At 37.9% G+C, this 15,106-nt stretch carries 15 protein-coding genes and 2 riboswitches; of the genes, 13 read left to right on the forward strand and 2 right to left on the reverse strand.

Going from position 1 to position 15,106, the window contains the following annotated elements; translation table 11 throughout:
* Positions 1–162 precede the first annotated feature (162 nt).
* The 8 genes from FZC40_RS01935 to FZC40_RS01970 all read left to right on the forward strand — a co-directional run bounded on the left by FZC40_RS01935 (position 163) and on the right by FZC40_RS01970 (position 7,496).
* Positions 163–2,985 carry a cation-translocating P-type ATPase gene (locus FZC40_RS01935; protein WP_148602259.1) on the forward strand — a complete coding sequence of 941 codons (2,823 nt, stop codon included), beginning with the start codon at positions 163–165 and terminating at the stop codon, positions 2,983–2,985.
* A 12-nt stretch (positions 2,986–2,997) separates the two neighbouring features.
* Positions 2,998–3,648: a potassium channel family protein gene (locus FZC40_RS01940; protein WP_148602260.1), complete on the forward strand. Its 651-nt coding sequence runs from the start codon at positions 2,998–3,000 to the stop codon at positions 3,646–3,648.
* 18 nt (positions 3,649–3,666) lie between these two features.
* Entirely contained in the window at positions 3,667–4,326 is a 660-nt protein-coding gene (locus FZC40_RS01945) for a potassium channel family protein (protein ID WP_148602261.1), read from the forward strand.
* A 106-nt stretch (positions 4,327–4,432) separates the two neighbouring features.
* Positions 4,433–5,407, forward strand: coding sequence for an aromatic ring-hydroxylating oxygenase subunit alpha (locus tag FZC40_RS01950; RefSeq protein WP_148602262.1), 975 nt, complete (start codon positions 4,433–4,435; stop codon positions 5,405–5,407).
* 277 nt (positions 5,408–5,684) lie between these two features.
* Complete coding sequence (locus FZC40_RS01955; RefSeq protein WP_148602263.1) at positions 5,685–6,092, forward strand: hypothetical protein; 408 nt, start codon at positions 5,685–5,687, stop codon at positions 6,090–6,092.
* Between the two features lie 9 nt (positions 6,093–6,101).
* Complete coding sequence (locus FZC40_RS01960) at positions 6,102–6,656, forward strand: RNA polymerase sigma factor (RefSeq protein WP_148602264.1); 555 nt, start codon at positions 6,102–6,104, stop codon at positions 6,654–6,656.
* Positions 6,643–6,924 (forward strand): hypothetical protein, encoded by a 282-nt coding sequence (locus FZC40_RS01965; protein WP_148602265.1) that lies wholly within the window; start codon positions 6,643–6,645, stop codon positions 6,922–6,924. Before FZC40_RS01960 ends, FZC40_RS01965 begins: the two co-directional genes overlap by 14 nt.
* Positions 6,925–6,926: 2 nt before the next feature.
* Positions 6,927–7,496 carry a hypothetical protein gene (locus tag FZC40_RS01970; RefSeq protein WP_148602266.1) on the forward strand — a complete coding sequence of 190 codons (570 nt, stop codon included), beginning with the start codon at positions 6,927–6,929 and terminating at the stop codon, positions 7,494–7,496.
* A 70-nt stretch (positions 7,497–7,566) separates the two neighbouring features.
* On the opposite strand, the gene FZC40_RS01975 is transcribed toward FZC40_RS01970, so the two are convergent.
* Positions 7,567–8,160: a TetR/AcrR family transcriptional regulator gene (locus FZC40_RS01975; protein ID WP_148602267.1), complete on the reverse strand. Its 594-nt coding sequence runs from the start codon at positions 8,158–8,160 to the stop codon at positions 7,567–7,569.
* Positions 8,161–8,321: 161 nt separating this feature from the next.
* Here FZC40_RS01975 and FZC40_RS01980 point away from each other — a divergent pair, with 161 nt between their 5' ends.
* From FZC40_RS01980 to FZC40_RS01995, 4 genes are all read left to right on the forward strand, one after another.
* Positions 8,322–9,053, forward strand: a complete 732-nt coding sequence (locus FZC40_RS01980) for an ABC transporter ATP-binding protein (RefSeq protein WP_148602268.1) — start codon at positions 8,322–8,324, stop codon at positions 9,051–9,053.
* Positions 9,047–10,057: an ABC transporter permease gene (locus FZC40_RS01985; protein WP_148602269.1), complete on the forward strand. Its 1,011-nt coding sequence runs from the start codon at positions 9,047–9,049 to the stop codon at positions 10,055–10,057. Before FZC40_RS01980 ends, FZC40_RS01985 begins: the two co-directional genes overlap by 7 nt.
* A gap of 49 nt (positions 10,058–10,106) precedes the next feature.
* Positions 10,107–11,015: an AraC family transcriptional regulator gene (locus tag FZC40_RS01990; RefSeq protein ID WP_148602270.1), complete on the forward strand. Its 909-nt coding sequence runs from the start codon at positions 10,107–10,109 to the stop codon at positions 11,013–11,015.
* Positions 11,016–11,104: 89 nt separating this feature from the next.
* On the forward strand, positions 11,105–11,539 hold the full coding sequence (locus tag FZC40_RS01995) for a pyridoxamine 5'-phosphate oxidase family protein (RefSeq protein ID WP_148602271.1): 435 nt from the start codon (positions 11,105–11,107) through the stop codon (positions 11,537–11,539).
* 388 nt (positions 11,540–11,927) lie between these two features.
* Here FZC40_RS01995 and FZC40_RS02000 read toward each other — a convergent pair whose 3' ends face one another.
* The gene (locus tag FZC40_RS02000) at positions 11,928–13,352 is read right to left on the reverse strand and encodes an MFS transporter (RefSeq protein WP_148602272.1); all 1,425 of its coding nucleotides are present in this window, start codon (positions 13,350–13,352) and stop codon (positions 11,928–11,930) included.
* Positions 13,353–13,647: 295 nt separating this feature from the next.
* On the opposite strand from FZC40_RS02000, the gene FZC40_RS02005 reads away from it, so the two are divergent.
* Entirely contained in the window at positions 13,648–14,631 is a 984-nt protein-coding gene (locus FZC40_RS02005; RefSeq protein WP_148602273.1) for a sensor domain-containing diguanylate cyclase, read from the forward strand.
* A gap of 197 nt (positions 14,632–14,828) precedes the next feature.
* Positions 14,829–14,913, forward strand: a riboswitch (cyclic di-GMP riboswitch).
* Between the two features lie 83 nt (positions 14,914–14,996).
* Positions 14,997–15,081, forward strand: a riboswitch (cyclic di-GMP riboswitch).
* Positions 15,082–15,106 lie beyond the last annotated feature (25 nt).

The following is a 15,106-nucleotide window of genomic DNA, read 5'->3' on the forward strand; positions in this document are numbered from 1 at the left end:
CAGGAACGAACGAATCAATACTTTTGTTTTTTGAAATAAAAATATGGCTACATTGGTTGATTTATTCACTTGCTAATTAGCATTTACAGGCATAAAATTATTACTATAAGTAAAAATATAAAAGCTGAACTATTTTACTTCATTGAGAAAGAAGGAAAAGAATTGGATAAAAAGGAATCGATTTCGGATGTGAAAGAAAATATATATAAGCTTCCGGTAGATGAGGTCTATCAGGCGCTGGGAACAGGTCCGCAGGGATTAACCCAGACCCAGGCGGAAAATATACAGAAAGAATTTGGGAAAAATCTTATCGATGAGAGAAAGAAGAAGTCTCAACTACTTATTTTTCTGTTGAATTTCACTCATTTAATGGCGATATTATTATGGGGTGGAGGCGCGATTGCTTTTTTTGCAGGGATGCCTCAATTAGGAATCGCAATTTGGGCCGTTAATGTTATTAATGGCGTTTTTAGTTTTTGGCAGGAACATCGTGCCGGTAAAGCAACAGATGCCCTAAGAAATATGCTACCATCCTATGCAAGAGTTATTCGAGGTGGGGAAGAACAAAAAATTCTTGCCGAAGACCTGGTAATTGGAGATATTATTCTATTTGAAGAGGGCGATAAGATTTCAGCAGATGCCCGCCTGATAGAATGCAGCGATTTACAAGTCGATCAATCGACATTAACTGGTGAATCCAACCCGGTTCGAAAAACTAAGGAAGCCGTATTAAAAGAAGATTTAACTCGAGCTGAAACGCCTAATTTGATTTTTGCTGGGACAAGTGTTTCAGAAGGTAATGGAAAAGCTGCTGTCATGGAAATTGGGATGAAAACAGCTTTTGGAAAAATTGCGGGTTTAACGCAAAACATGGAAGCAGAAGACAGTCCCTTGCAAAAAGAACTAAATCGATTGACGAAACAAATTTCGGTTATTGCGATTGCTTTAGGGATATTCTTTTTTGCGGCAGCAATATTTTTAGTGAAGGAACCGCTTGCCACCGCATTTGTTTTTGCTTTAGGGATGATTGTCGCGTTTATCCCGGAAGGATTACTTCCAACGGTAACTTTATCTCTGGCGAAGGCTGTACAACGCATGTCCAAACGAAATGCGCTGGTAAAAAAGCTTTCCTCAGTTGAAGCTTTAGGGAGCACGACCGTTATTTGTACTGATAAAACCGGGACATTAACTCAAAATGAAATGACGGTTAATCATTTATGGTTAGTTGATAAAGAATATGAAGTGACCGGGGTGGGATATAGTTCAGTTGGAGATATCATGGACGGCAACAAAAAAGTGATGGCCAATGACAATGAAGACCTGAGGATCCTGTTAAAGGGTGTCGCACTTTGCAGTAATGCCCGTTTGTTGCCGCCAAATGAAGAGTCTCCCCGGTATACTGTATTAGGTGATCCGACAGAGGCTTGTTTAGGGGTGGTCGCTGAAAAAGCGGGCATTAATATGAAAGAACAGTTGGAATTAACTCCCCGCTTATGGGAATTACCTTTTGAATCCCGACGTAAGCGAATGACAACCGTTCATCAATTGGAGAAACCGATTGACGGAACCCGACGGGTTGCCTATGTAAAAGGGGCTCCAAAAGAAATTATAAACTTAAGCGATTTTATTCGAATAGACGGAGAAACTCAGCCGATAACAGAAGAAATCCGAAAAAAAATCATGGCAGCAAATGACGGATATGCCCGTAACGGCTTGCGTGTCCTGGCGCTTTCCTACCGTTTGCTTCACAAAGAAGACAAAATTCCCACTGCTATGAGTGCTTATACAGCGGAAATCATTGAACAGGATATGGTTTTTGTGGGTTTGGTTGTCATGGCCGATCCTCCCCGGGCAGAGGTGGTTGATGCTGTTGAAGAGTGCCACCATGCCGGAATCCGCATCATCATGATTACGGGAGATTATGGTTTAACGGCTGAAAGTATTGCCAAGCGTATCGGAATTGTAAAAGGTCTTCATCCCCGGGTTCTATCCGGACTGGATCTGGAAGCGCTTTCGGATGAGCAACTTAAAGAATATCTGAAAGATGAGATTATCTTTGCCCGGGTAGCACCTGAGCAAAAATTGCGGGTTGTCACTAATTTACAGGAAATGGGCGAGGTTGTTGCAGTAACCGGGGACGGTGTCAATGATTCACCAGCCCTTAAGAAAGCCGATATTGGTGTAGCCATGGGTATTTCCGGTACCGACGTGGCAAAAGAAGCAGCTGACATGATTTTGACCGATGATAATTTCGCTTCGATTGTTCATGCCATTGAAGAAGGTCGGGCGGTTTACAGTAATATCCGAAAATTTCTGCTTTATATTTTAAACTCAAATATGGCGGAAGCATTTCCATCTATTTTATACCTGGTTTCCCGAGGCGCCATTCCATTACCATTAACGGTTATGCAGATTCTAACGATTGATTTAGGGACAGATATGTTACCGGCATTGGGATTGGGAACCGAGAAACCGGAAGCAGGAATTATGGATAAACCGCCGCGCAACCAAAAAGAACCGTTGTTAAGTAAAAATGTCGTTTTCAAAGCTTTTCTCTGGTATGGTTTATTGGCTTCGGCGGCTTCAACAATCTCTTACTTATTTATCAATATGCAAAACGGATGGCCGGGTGTGGCTCTTGCCGGTGGGGTTGATCCCGTATACATCAAGGCAACGGCAATGACACTGGCTGCCATCGCATTTTGTCAAATTGGCGCCGTATACAATTGTCGAACAGAAAAACAGTCTGTTTTTAAAGTGGGATTGTTTACGAATAGTCAAGTGAATTTTGGGGTCATGGTGCAAATTATTTTGATTATCACCTTAATTTACTTGCCTATATTGCAGTCTGTTTTTCATACAGCGGCACTCAGTTTAACAGATTGGCTGTTTTTGTGTATGTGGCCACCGATTATTTTGTTGCTTGAAGAAGCTAGAAAAGCATTAATTCGTCGCAACGATAAAAAAACGATTATGAAAAAATAGAGAGGTGAAAGCATGAAAGTTATTGTAGTAGGTTTGGGCAGACTGGGTATCGGTTTAGCCATGAATCTGGTCAAAAGAGGTCATCAGGTAACTGTGATTGACTCTGATCCAGAGGCGTTTAAAGGTCTGGGAACGAATTTTACCGGATTAAAAGTTACCGGCATTGGCTTTGATCGGGATGTGCTAAATGAAGCGGGGATTGATAAAGTAGACGCCATTGTATCCTGCACAGCAAGTGATGCAGCTAATGCGGTTATCGGAAGAATTGCAAAAAATATTTATCGGGTACCCCATGTCATTGCACGATTGTACGATCCCCGTAAGGCAAATATCTATCATCGTCTGGGTATTCAAACAATATCCACAACAACTTGGGGAATTGAAAGAGCAACTGAAATTTTATCATATAATCAGTTAGACCGAGTTTATGAGATTGGAAATGGTAATGTGGATTTAGTGCGAATTGAAGTCACACCCATGCTCGTTGGCAAAAGGGTAAATGATATCATGGTTATTGGAGAAATTCATGTCGTGGCGATTACGCGTAATGAAAAAACATTTATGCCAACATCCGGTACCGTTTTTGAAGCGGAAGATATTCTCTATCTTTCAGTCATGCTATCGGCAACTAAAAAATTGCGATCTATGTTAGATTTATCATAAGAAGAAGGAGAAATTAGGATGAGAATCGTTATTATCGGTGGAGGAGAAATAGGTTCCTACATTGTCGCCCTGCTATTATCCAATGGACATGAGGTGTCTCTGATTGAACATGATGAAAAAACCTTTCACATGCTTGAAAAAGGTTTTCCGCCTGAGATACTTTTTTATGGAGATGGCTCAGATCCTGATGTCATGGAAAAAGCGAATATTGTTTCCGCTAATGTTGTTGCTGCCGTTACTGGTTGCGATGAGATAAACTTAGTCATTTCAACCCTCGCTAAAATGGAGTTTGGTATTCCACGAGTCGTCGCCAGAGTTAATAATCCTAAAAATGCCTGGTTATTCGACAGTGGAATGGGTGTTGATATTCCTGTTAATCAGGCAGATATCATGGCCCATTTCATTGTTGAAGAAATGAATATAAAAGATATGTTCACGCTTTTAAAACTTACCGAAGGAGACTACTCGATTATTAAAATGAAGGTCGGGAAAAAGGCAAAAGCCGCCGATCGATTGTTAAAAGATTTATCGCTTCCCAAACAAACAGTACTTATTTCGATTACCCATGATGACGTATTGTCGATTCCCAATGGCGATACAAAAATTCTTATCGGTGATGATATATTATTACTGGCGGATGAAGCAAGTCGAAAAGAATTGAATGAAATTTTTGACTAAATTCCGAAGGTGTTTTATTACAGAAAACACTTAAAGAGAATTGTATTTCTGAATCAAAGATAAAAGGAAGAATTTCAGATTTTATATTTTGAAAGGAAGAACAGTTATGATCAAAAATCAATGGTATGCAATACTCCCATCAAAAGCAGTTAAAAAAAATAAAATTCTTGGTGTGAAAAGGTTGGATTTAGACCTGGCATTATTTAGAAATACCAAAAATGAGCTTGGCTGTGTGGTCGATCAGTGTACGCACCGGGGTGCTGAACTCAGTAAGGGAAAAATAAAGGGTGACTGTATTCGCTGTCCCTTTCATGGACTTCAGTTTGATAAAAATGGAAAATGTAAGTTCATCCCGGCAAATGGTAAAGCAGCCACTGCTGATATCAGCCGATATAATGTCAAACAGTACGTGGTCAAAGAATCAAACGGAATTATATATCTATGGCTTGGAGACGAAAAAAATGCCACTGGAGAGTTGCCGTTTTTTTATGATCATGTCGATGATTCCTATGTCTACAGTGAAATTGAAGATCATTGGAACTCCCATTACTCACGTTCTATTGAAAACCAGCTGGATGTTGTCCATGTTCCAATCGTGCATTACAATACAATTGGGAGAGGGAATAAAACCCTGATCAATGGGCCTAAAGTAGAATTTGAAAATAATGTCTTAACAACCAGTGCAAATAATGAGGTTGATGAAGGACAAACGCCAAAACCGGCGGCGGAATGTATCATTAAAGAGACTTACCTGAGTTTTATGTTTCCCAATATGTGGATGAACCACATTTCTCATAAAGTTAAGGTCATCATCTATTTTGCTCCGGTGGATGAAGAAAATACAGTTTTGTATATCCGGTTTTATTGCAAAATAACAAATTCGAGAATAATAAATCGAATCATTGCATTCTTTGGAAAGTTTGCCAATCGAATCATCGAACGTCAGGATAAAAGAGTCGTCATTACTCAGAAGCCGAAAGCTTCAGCTTTAAAATCGGGAGAGAAGCTATTATCTGGAGACGGACCGATTATCAAGTACCGGAGGGTGAGTGATGAGCTCAAAAATAGAGATAAGAGCTGAAAAAAAACAGGTGAGATGAATTTTAAAATTAAAAAAAGATATGAAGAGGGTCGTTTGCGTAGAGGTGAACGGTCTTTTTTTCTTGGCGTGCGATTCTTGAAATCATAGAAAAAATTGGAAATGAAAGCATCGCAATAAAAGCGATTTTTTTTGAATAGGATTAAAACGTTATTCGAAACTCAGAATAAATTTTTTGCGAAAATTATTTTATTTTCGAAGGATTTTTAAGATTGCCACGACTAACTTAGTGAAACCCAATGTGAAAGGAGTTTTACGTATGAGAAAGAAAGCCATAAAAATGATTGCGTTTGTTTTAGGGAGTATGCTCTTAATAATAGGACTGACGGGCTGTGAAGATGATACGGTTATGAATCTTGTCATTGACAATAAACCCTATCAGGATCAGGCAGTCCTTGACCAGGCAGAATCCCAGTCGGAATTTTCAGTGCAGACCCCATTGTATGCCAGTATATATTTCATCGAGTCCCCTAAGGGAATGAAGTATACTGCAAAATGGTTTTTGAATGATCAGGAAATAAAATCAGAGGAGAAAGAAATGCTTACGGATAAAGCGGGCGTTATTGTTTATTCTCTAGAAGCTGATAAGGTGATGGCAGGAAATTTTAAGTTCCAAATTCTATTTCGAGATAAGGTCATAACTGAACAAACATTCACAGTTAAATGAGGTGACGCTATGAGCGAACACGAAAAAGAGCAGCACTTTTCGGAGCTCTATGAAAAATATATCGATGAAATTTATCACTATGTTTTTTTAAGAACGGGGTTAGATAAGGTGACAGCAGAAGATATCGCCCAGGAAATATTTATTGATGTTTATAAAGGATTGGATCGTTTTAAAGGTTTGTGTTCTGAGCGAACCTGGATTTATAGAATAACAAAGAATAAACTGTCTGACTATTACCGAATTCAGTATAAACGGAGTATGGAAGAATGCAGCATCAATGAAGAAATTGCAGATCAAATGACAGATTTCAATCAGAATATCGAAATAAAAATGGAAGAAACATTTCAAAGTCAACAGGTTTTAGAATGTTTAAGACAGCTTCCTGATCATTATAGAATGACATTGCTGTTAAAATATGTTGATGAAAAAAGCGTTAAAGATATTGCGAAAATTATGGAAAAATCTAATAAGGCCGTGGAAAGTATTTTACAACGGGCAAAAATGGCTTTTCTCGTGCAGTATCAAAAAATTCAGGAAGGTGAGGTTAGCGATGAAAAAAAATAACCAATTTTTCGAAAATTCATTCAAAACCTTAGATGAGGTTTCGAGACCTACCGACGAACAAAAAGAACAAATTTTAAAAATGGTTCTCAAGGAAGTTGCTGTGGCGTCAAAAGTAGAACCCAGAAACAATCGAAGCCCGCTAAAAAGAATAGTGACTGATTATCCGTGGCGATTTGCCTTCGGAGCAGCTTTTTTACAGTCCTCTGTTTGCACCTTGATTTTTGGCACAGACTATATCCGTTTTGTTATGAGCATATTAGGAGGTTGAAAATGAAGCTATTGTTAGAAGCACTCAACAAGCCGGTAGACGCTTTTAAAAGGGGCAATACGAAGCTGTCGTGGACACTGGTGGTGATAACCATTGGAATGGTTACAATCCTTGATCCTATTTTGAGAATTTTCGCTAAGGTGACAGACGTCAATCCGGGGATTGATGTCCTCCATGTTATTGTACTGTCGGCCGCCGGCATGATTACCTATTGTGCTGTTTGTACGGCATTTTGGATTGTCGGAAAAATTTTTGGCAGTTTGAGACCGTTGCAGACTTATCTTCGAACATGGGGAATTACCTATTTGCCGACACTTTTCTGCGTAGTAATTGTTTCTGTTACGGATAACTATTTTTTCCTCTTTTGGAACAATCTATTTTGGGGAATGTTGTTTACCATTGCGTTTGGGGGAATACTGATCTGGAAGGCTATTTTATATGTGTTGTTTTTTAAAGAGGTTGCTCAGCTTAGCGGCTTCAAACTAGTCGGGGCACTGGTGCTCGCCGGGGTTGTGATTATCATTCTGGCTTTCATTAATGCATCAATTGGTTTAATAACACCGATAGTATAAAAATAATTAATAAAACGGCTTGACTGGAACGCTGATTGCGGTCCGGATCAAGCCGTTTTTTATTTGGGTATCAATATTTTGATAATTCCGTTTGAATACCATTTGTTGTGACCGCTAAAAGCAGTTCTAAAAACTGTTCGGTTGGCATGTCCTTATCATTGGTGTACCATTTAGAAATAGTGCTGAGCATGGCCGCACTCTGGTATTCCATTAAATACGTCACTTCCAACAATTCCTGCGGCGTTAGCTTCTTATACATCGATAGTACCGCAGGAGTGAGTTTCTTCAAGACTTTCTGTCTGAATAGGGGGTCACCGTTCTCCCCTAATAGAACAGGGAGATAGGTCTTGTTTTTCTCAAAGAACTCAAGAACTGATGTTAAAATAATTTTTTTGCGATCAGTATGTGAAAGCTTACCGCGAAAAAGCTGTTTGATTACAATTTTCTCAAAATCTTCAGTGGTAATAGTCTGCTCTTCAATTTCTTCTAGAATTTCGTATACGTCGATAAAATAAACATAAAAAGTCGAGCGATTATATCCGGCAAGGTCGCAAACTTCCTTTACAGAGATTTTTTCAATTCTTTTTTTGCAATATAACTGCCAAAATGAATCGATCAGATTTTGTCTGGTGATTTGGGCCGTCATTGATAAAGGTTTGTTCATGGAGATGTTACCTCGTTAACCATGTCGTTTATGATGATTATAAACCAATAGAGTAGGATTCACAAGAAAATCCGACACTTTGAAAAAGACTGTTGGTTGAATACGGGCACCATTGGGACTAAAATGATGGTAATAAAAAAATCAAAAGGAGAACATTGAAAATGAAGATAGAAGTGAATCAAGTCGATAAATCATTTAAAAAACAGCGGGTTCTGAATCAGATCAATCTGACCATCAATTCCGGGCGGATATTTTGTCTCCTGGGAGCATCCGGCTCAGGAAAGACAACCTTGCTGCGCATTATGATGGGCGCTATCCGTTCGGAAAATGGAACCGTTACAATCGGCGGGACAAAGGTACCAAACCGACAGCTTCTAGCAGAAATGGGTTATATGCCCCAAAATGAAGCACTGTATGAGGAATTGTCGGTATGGGAGAATTTGAAGTTTTTTGCGGGACTTCATAAATTGAAGCGAAAGACATTCGAAAAAAATGCGGCAGAACTGCTGCAGGTTGTGGATATGCTACAAGATAAAACTAAGTTGGTTCGTGATTGCTCAGGAGGGATGAAAAAAAGAATATCATTAGCGGTGGCGCTGATTCATCACCCGAAGCTGCTGCTGTTGGATGAGCCGACTGTTGGGGTTGATCCGGTTTTGCGAAGAAGAATATGGGAGTATCTCAAGCAACTGAAATCAAGCGGAGTTACTATTCTGGTTACGACCCATGTCATGGACGAAGTGACTCAGTGCGATGATGCTGCGCTGCTTCGAAACGGCCATATTATCGCCAAGGATACCGTTGAAAATTTAATCGGAATGACACCAAATGGGAATATCGAGGAATTGTTTTTTATGAACGATCAGTCCGAAATGGAGGGAGCAACATGTTAAGCATTGTTAAACGAATCCTAGTACAAATTAAAAATGATAAACGTTCGCTGGGATTGCTGTTGTTTGCACCACTACTGGTTTTAACCCTATTGTATTTTATTTTAGGAAATGCTAATTATGTTCCGCAAATTGCGACTTACGATATGAGTGAAAAATTCAATACAGAATTACAACAAAATGCCGGGGTTATCGAGCTGAATGAAAAACCGGAGGCAAAAGACTATCTGGAGAAGAATGGAATCGATGCGCTTATTTGGAAAGACTCAGAAGGGACTCACCTTGAATTGCTGGAGAAGAACTCCAAAGCGACCACCGCCTTAAAAGCCATCCAGGACACCAACAAAGTTTTGCAGCCTTCACAAAGTGAATTGCTGATCGATTATGTTTATGAAACCGCAGATGATAATCAACTGGATTCACTCAGCTATGTTTTTCTTGGCGTCATTTCATTTTTCTTTGTTTTCATTCTTTCGGGGATGTCATTTGTACGGGAACGTTTTGGCCAGACTTTAGAGCGGATGCTCATGACGCCGATTAGTCGAATGGATATTATTGGCGGGTACACCTTCGGCTATGGCTTATTATCGGCACTGCAAAGTGTGGTGATCATTTTATTCGCTGTTTATGGATTGCACCTCCATGTGGAAGGTTCGGTATCACTTTGTATTCTGGTCATGATTTTAATGGCCTTTTCAGCGGTATCCGTGGGAGCCCTGGTTTCTATTTTTGCAAACAACGAATTGCAGATGGTTCAGTTTATCCCGGTGGTGTTAATTCCGCAGATCTTTTTTTCCGGACTGATACCCATTGATACGATTCCCTTTGGATTGGGGAATCTGTGCTATTTTACACCGATTTACTATGGCTGCACAGCTTTGGAAATGATTATGATTCAAGGAAAGGGCTTTCTGGAAATATGGCCCTGGTTGGTGGGGTCGGTATTATTTATCGGGGTGCTGTTTTTAGTGAATGTGATGGCATTAAAAAAATACCGAAGACTGTAATAAATATCTGTTATACTTATCCTAAAATGATGGTTATTAACGGGTGGGGGTGAAAAAAATAAAGTCATCAAGATTGGATAAAGAGTTAAATAAGATTCAGACATTGGTTGGGGATATAACAGCTGAAGATCTCAAAAATGTTGACTGTTATTTTGGTGATCGCCTGAGTATCTTTGTACCCAGTGTAGGGTATTGTCAGTATGCCATCCGGCCAAATCATACGCATCCGTCTTATTCATTTGTCCTATTTTTTTCTGAAAAACAAAATTTTTTAAAAGATCCCATCGAATTGCCATTGAACCATTATCTGGCCGCCATTTTATCACCGGAAATCCCTCATGAGGAAGAAATAGCCGATCAGTTTACCCGATATGTTGCTATTTTTATAAATAAAGACTTTTATGAAGAACGATATAATAAGATTTTTGGTCGACCAATTGAAAAATTTCATATATGGAAGCAATTTTCGGTGCCTCAGGAAATTATGATTGATATTAAGAGCTTTATGTCAGAGTCGGAAAGTAAAATTCCCGGATATGAAAATATCCTTGAAGCGCTAACAGAGATTATCACCATTCGGCTGATTCGCAGCCAAAATAGAATTCAGACTGAAATTAATCCGGTTGTTAAGAAGTTTGATATGGAGCAAATCATAGAATTCATGGAGCAGCATTTTGGAGATCAAATTTCACTTGGGGATCTTTCGAAAAAAGTTGGGATGTCAAAATCACAATTCAGTAGATGTTTTAGACAGGAAACAGGTTTGGCACCCATTGAATATTTTATTAAAATTCGGATTGAAAAGGGCCAGAAACTTTTAAGAAGCGGAGAAAAAAACATCACTGAAATTGCAGAAGATTGTGGTTTTGGAAGTACCGCACATTTTTCAACATGTTTCAAAAATCATTTGGGAATAAGCCCTTCAATGTATAAAAAATTATACAAAGAACATAACTAGTAAGATTTTATAAGGAAATGCGTATATTTTGAAAGAAATAAAAGCCCGATATGGATATAGTATCTTTAGAAAGTTATGAGAGGTGCAAAATGAATAAACAAGAAGTCTATGAATTTATGAGTAAAAATCCAGCGTTTTTTCTTGCCACAGCGGATGGAGATCAGCCAAAGGTAAGAGGGATGCTTTTGTACAAGGCTGATGAATCCGGAATTGTATTTCATTCCGGGACAATGAAGGAAGTCTATCGACAAATACAAAAAAATCCAAAAGCAGAACTATGTTTTAATGATTTTAAAAAGGGCTTGCAAGTTCGTGTGAGAGGTCAACTTGAAATTGTGGATGACCATAAAGTTAAGGATGAAATAGTGAATCATCCGACTCGTAAGTTTTTAACAGCCTGGGTAGAAAGCATGAAACCAGAAGATTTTTATAAATCTTTTGTTGTTTTTAAACTGGTACATGGAGTCGCCGTGGTCTGGACAATGGCGACTAATTTTGAACCAAATGTCGATATTGAATTGTAATTTTAAATAAGTGTAGCTTGCCTCCTAATTGTTAGGAGGCTTTTTTGTCTATGAATTTATAACAATATCATAGATGAAGAAAGTTTTAATTAAAGAATTGCAAAAAAACTTGTAGATGACTTTGCTGATCAAAGCGGAGAGAAACCAACCTTTTGGGGGTTTGTTGTATTTAAAGTAGAGCAGAAATATTGGCAGAAGACCATTAATTACAAGGATACACTTGATTACAATTATTGGAAAGACAATGAATGGTTGGATTCAAGAAGCAAATATTATTTTAAAACACAATCTAGCGGGATCAAAATAACGACAGCAAGGTTTGTGGGCAGCTTTTTTAGTTTGTTTTTTAAATAAATGGGAAAGTATTGAGAATTGATAAAATATTAATTTATATGGTACGCTTTTTTCCAAAAAAACGGATGGCAGTTATGATTGCTCCGACTGCGCAAATGAAAGCTACGCTTAAGTAAACGCTTTTCATACCAAAGATAAAAACATCAGGTCTTCCTTTAACAAAATCAGAAACTGGATAGCCTATTTTGTTACTCATTTGCAAATACAAAAGATTAGTGGACATGGTTACCCCAAAAACGACGCCAATATTTCTCACGAGAGAATTAATGCTGCCGGCGATACCGATTTTATCCTCGGGGACGCTGGACATCACCAATGCATTATTGGGAGCCTGAAACAGACCATTCCCGATAGCCATAATGATAACAAAAATAATAAACCGCCAGATTGGAGAAGTTTCAGTTAAGCTTGACATGAGAAAAAGTGAAAAGCTCAATAAAGTCAAGCCAAGAAAAGTGAGCATTTTCGATCCGATTTTATCAGATAAATATCCGCTGATGGGAGAAACAACGGATAAAAACAACGGATAAACAATCATAGCTAACCCGGTCATGGAAGGCGATAAATTCATTGCGTTTTCAAGATAAAAAGGTTGGATGATTGTGAAACTGCCAATTGCAATGAAAGAAATAAATCCGCAAAAAATACTAAGTGAAAACAAGGTGCTTTTAAAAATACTCAATTGCAGGAGAGGGGCAGTGTCCTTTTTTTCAATGAGAAGAAAAGCAACAAATAAAATAAGCGAAAGTGAAAGACATAAAATAATTACGGGTTGGGTGTATCCCACAGTTCCACCAATAGACAGGGAGAAAAATAAAATTATAATTGTCAAGGCAAACAGTAGAGCGCCTTTAATATCAAGTTTTTCCTTTGCTTTTGGGACTGATTTAGGCAGGACTTTTATTGCTAATATTAAACCTAAGATTCCGAAGGGGATATTAATAAGGAAGATATAGTGCCAACTGAAGGCACCAACAATAAAACCGCCTAAAGTTGGTCCGGTCATTGATCCGATTGCTACAAAAGTACCAGAAATACCCAATGCTTTACCTCTCTCGTTTATTGGAAAGATCTGAGTAATGAGTCCATAGCTTGTGGCCATGGTTGCAGCTGCGCCGAGTCCCTGGATCATCCGGGCCACTAGCAAAATCATTAAGGAACCGGATAAACCACACAAGGCCGAACCAAAGGTAAATAGTCCAATGCCGTAAGTGAAAACTTTGCTGAGTCCTTTAAGATCCCCGAGCCGTCCGAAAATTAAAATGGTTGAAGAAATAACAATGAGATAAATTGTTACCACCCAAGTGATGAGCTGGGTGGTGGTTGACAAAGCATCCACCATATTGGGCATCGCAACATTGATAATGCTGGTGTCCAAAGTTGACATAAATGTGATTAATACAATGTCAAAAAGAATTAGCTTTTTGTTTGTGTTTGTGTGATCGTCGAATTGTTGCATTTTAATCTTTCAACTCCTTATATTTTTTCAAAACTTAGTTATGTGTAATTATTTTACTCCAACAGATCAAAACTGTCAATTATCGTCAATTTATTGTCAATCTTAAGGAAAATATATAAATTCCGCTTAGTTAAGTAATTAAAGAAGTAGAAAGTTGCTGATGAAAATGGTACAATGTAAAAAGTGATTCCTAGTTTTGTTATGGAACAACATCGTTATGAAGAAAATTGAGATAAAGACAAGTTTAATTTGATGTAATAGCTAGGATTTAATTATTTTAGGAGGGTTGGGCATAGTGAGTAATCATGACGACAAAATTACAATTGATACAATTATAGCAGATCAGAGAATAAAGCAAGGTGATCAAGCTTTAGAAGAATGTATTATAACATTATCTGAAAAATTGGAGCTTGCGAATAATCTATTAAAAACAATTCTGGAAACAACTCATGATTTTATTATCTTTTGCTTAGATACAGAGTACCGGTATATAAGCTTTAACAATCGGCATAAGGAGATGGCAAAATCTCAATGGGGAAAAGACATAGAGATAGGAACTAATTTGCTTGATCTCATCGATGACAATGAAGAATGGAAAAACATGAAAGGCTTTCTTGACCGCGTTTTATCAGGGGAACAGTTTTGTTCAATTGAAGAACATAAGGATAGTGATGATAATATAATTCTGGGGAAAAATCATTGGGCCCCGGTAAAAAACAAAAATGGCGAAATTATAGGTATGGTATGTTTTATTCAGGATGTAACAGAAAATAAGAAATTCTTAAAAGCAATGCTTGAAGAGCGGAAAAATCAGGAAAATGTAGAATCGTTGACTTTTTGTGATCAGCTGACAGGAGCATATAATCGAAAGTATTATGACAAGGAATTAGAAAGACTGGATAATAAATCATATTATCCGTTGTCAATTATTTTACTGTCGGTTAGCCGTCTGGACCAGGTTAATGTTAAGTATGGACGTACAGTAGGGGATATTTTGATTAAGAAGGTCGCTCAAATTCTCAAGAATGTCTGCCGAGGTGATGATGTCGTTGCCCGACTGGAAGGTAATCAATTTGTTATTCTGATGCCTAGAACTGCAGGCGCGAATGTTGAACGGGCGATTAAGCGAATTAAAATAAGTATGGATGAAGCAAAGGTGGAATCCATAAAACTGTCTGTTCCCTTTGGCTACTATACAAAATATGAAGAAACTGAAAATATTAATACGATTTTTGAAATGGCTGAAAGGCAACTAGAACGACAAAAAGAATTGGAGTAATAAAGCTATTATATAGTAACAAGTATCATTTTCACAAACATCTGTGACTCATTTAGAGTTGACAGGTGTTTTTAATTTGGGCTTGTATGGGTTTATTAATCAGGTCTTAAAAAAAGAACTAAAATTTACTCTTGTAATTATATATTTAAGAATAAAACGCTTGACATGTGAACATAAGTGTATTAGAATAATGTAAATTAAATATTTAGCATACTTATCGAAAGGTAAGGACGCAAAGCTTAAGGGTCTAAGTAATTTTTTATATGACAGCCAGTTGCAAATTAAGATAGGTGTATTTGATATGCCTTAAGCGCAACGTGTCAGAACGTTGTTTTTTTATTGAAAGAAAAAATTTGAGACTATAATTTAATATTTAGCATACTTATCGAAAGGTAAGGACGCAAAGCTTAAGGGTCTAAGTAAATTTTTATATGACAGCCAGTTGCAGGTAGAATGGGTATATTTAATATACCTT

This window comes from Acetobacterium tundrae, from assembly GCF_008086615.1.
In the GTDB taxonomy this organism is placed as follows: domain Bacteria; phylum Bacillota; class Clostridia; order Eubacteriales; family Eubacteriaceae; genus Acetobacterium; species Acetobacterium tundrae.

Bases quoted from the DNA above. Each gene is read 5' to 3' on its own strand.
- FZC40_RS01940 (WP_148602260.1), top strand. From the start codon at position 2,998: ATGAAAGTTATTGTAGTAGGTTTGGGCAGACTGGGTATCGGTTTAGCC.
- FZC40_RS01945 (WP_148602261.1), top strand. From the start codon at position 3,667: ATGAGAATCGTTATTATCGGTGGAGGAGAAATAGGTTCCTACATTGTC.
- FZC40_RS01950 (WP_148602262.1), top strand. From the start codon at position 4,433: ATGATCAAAAATCAATGGTATGCAATACTCCCATCAAAAGCAGTTAAA.
- FZC40_RS01955 (WP_148602263.1), top strand. From the start codon at position 5,685: ATGAGAAAGAAAGCCATAAAAATGATTGCGTTTGTTTTAGGGAGTATG.
- FZC40_RS01960 (WP_148602264.1), top strand. From the start codon at position 6,102: ATGAGCGAACACGAAAAAGAGCAGCACTTTTCGGAGCTCTATGAAAAA.
- FZC40_RS01965 (WP_148602265.1), top strand. From the start codon at position 6,643: ATGAAAAAAAATAACCAATTTTTCGAAAATTCATTCAAAACCTTAGAT.
- FZC40_RS01970 (WP_148602266.1), top strand. From the start codon at position 6,927: ATGAAGCTATTGTTAGAAGCACTCAACAAGCCGGTAGACGCTTTTAAA.
- FZC40_RS01975 (WP_148602267.1), bottom strand. From the start codon at position 8,160: ATGAACAAACCTTTATCAATGACGGCCCAAATCACCAGACAAAATCTG.
- FZC40_RS01980 (WP_148602268.1), top strand. From the start codon at position 8,322: ATGAAGATAGAAGTGAATCAAGTCGATAAATCATTTAAAAAACAGCGG.
- FZC40_RS01985 (WP_148602269.1), top strand. From the start codon at position 9,047: ATGTTAAGCATTGTTAAACGAATCCTAGTACAAATTAAAAATGATAAA.
- FZC40_RS01995 (WP_148602271.1), top strand. From the start codon at position 11,105: ATGAATAAACAAGAAGTCTATGAATTTATGAGTAAAAATCCAGCGTTT.
- FZC40_RS02000 (WP_148602272.1), bottom strand. From the start codon at position 13,352: ATGCAACAATTCGACGATCACACAAACACAAACAAAAAGCTAATTCTT.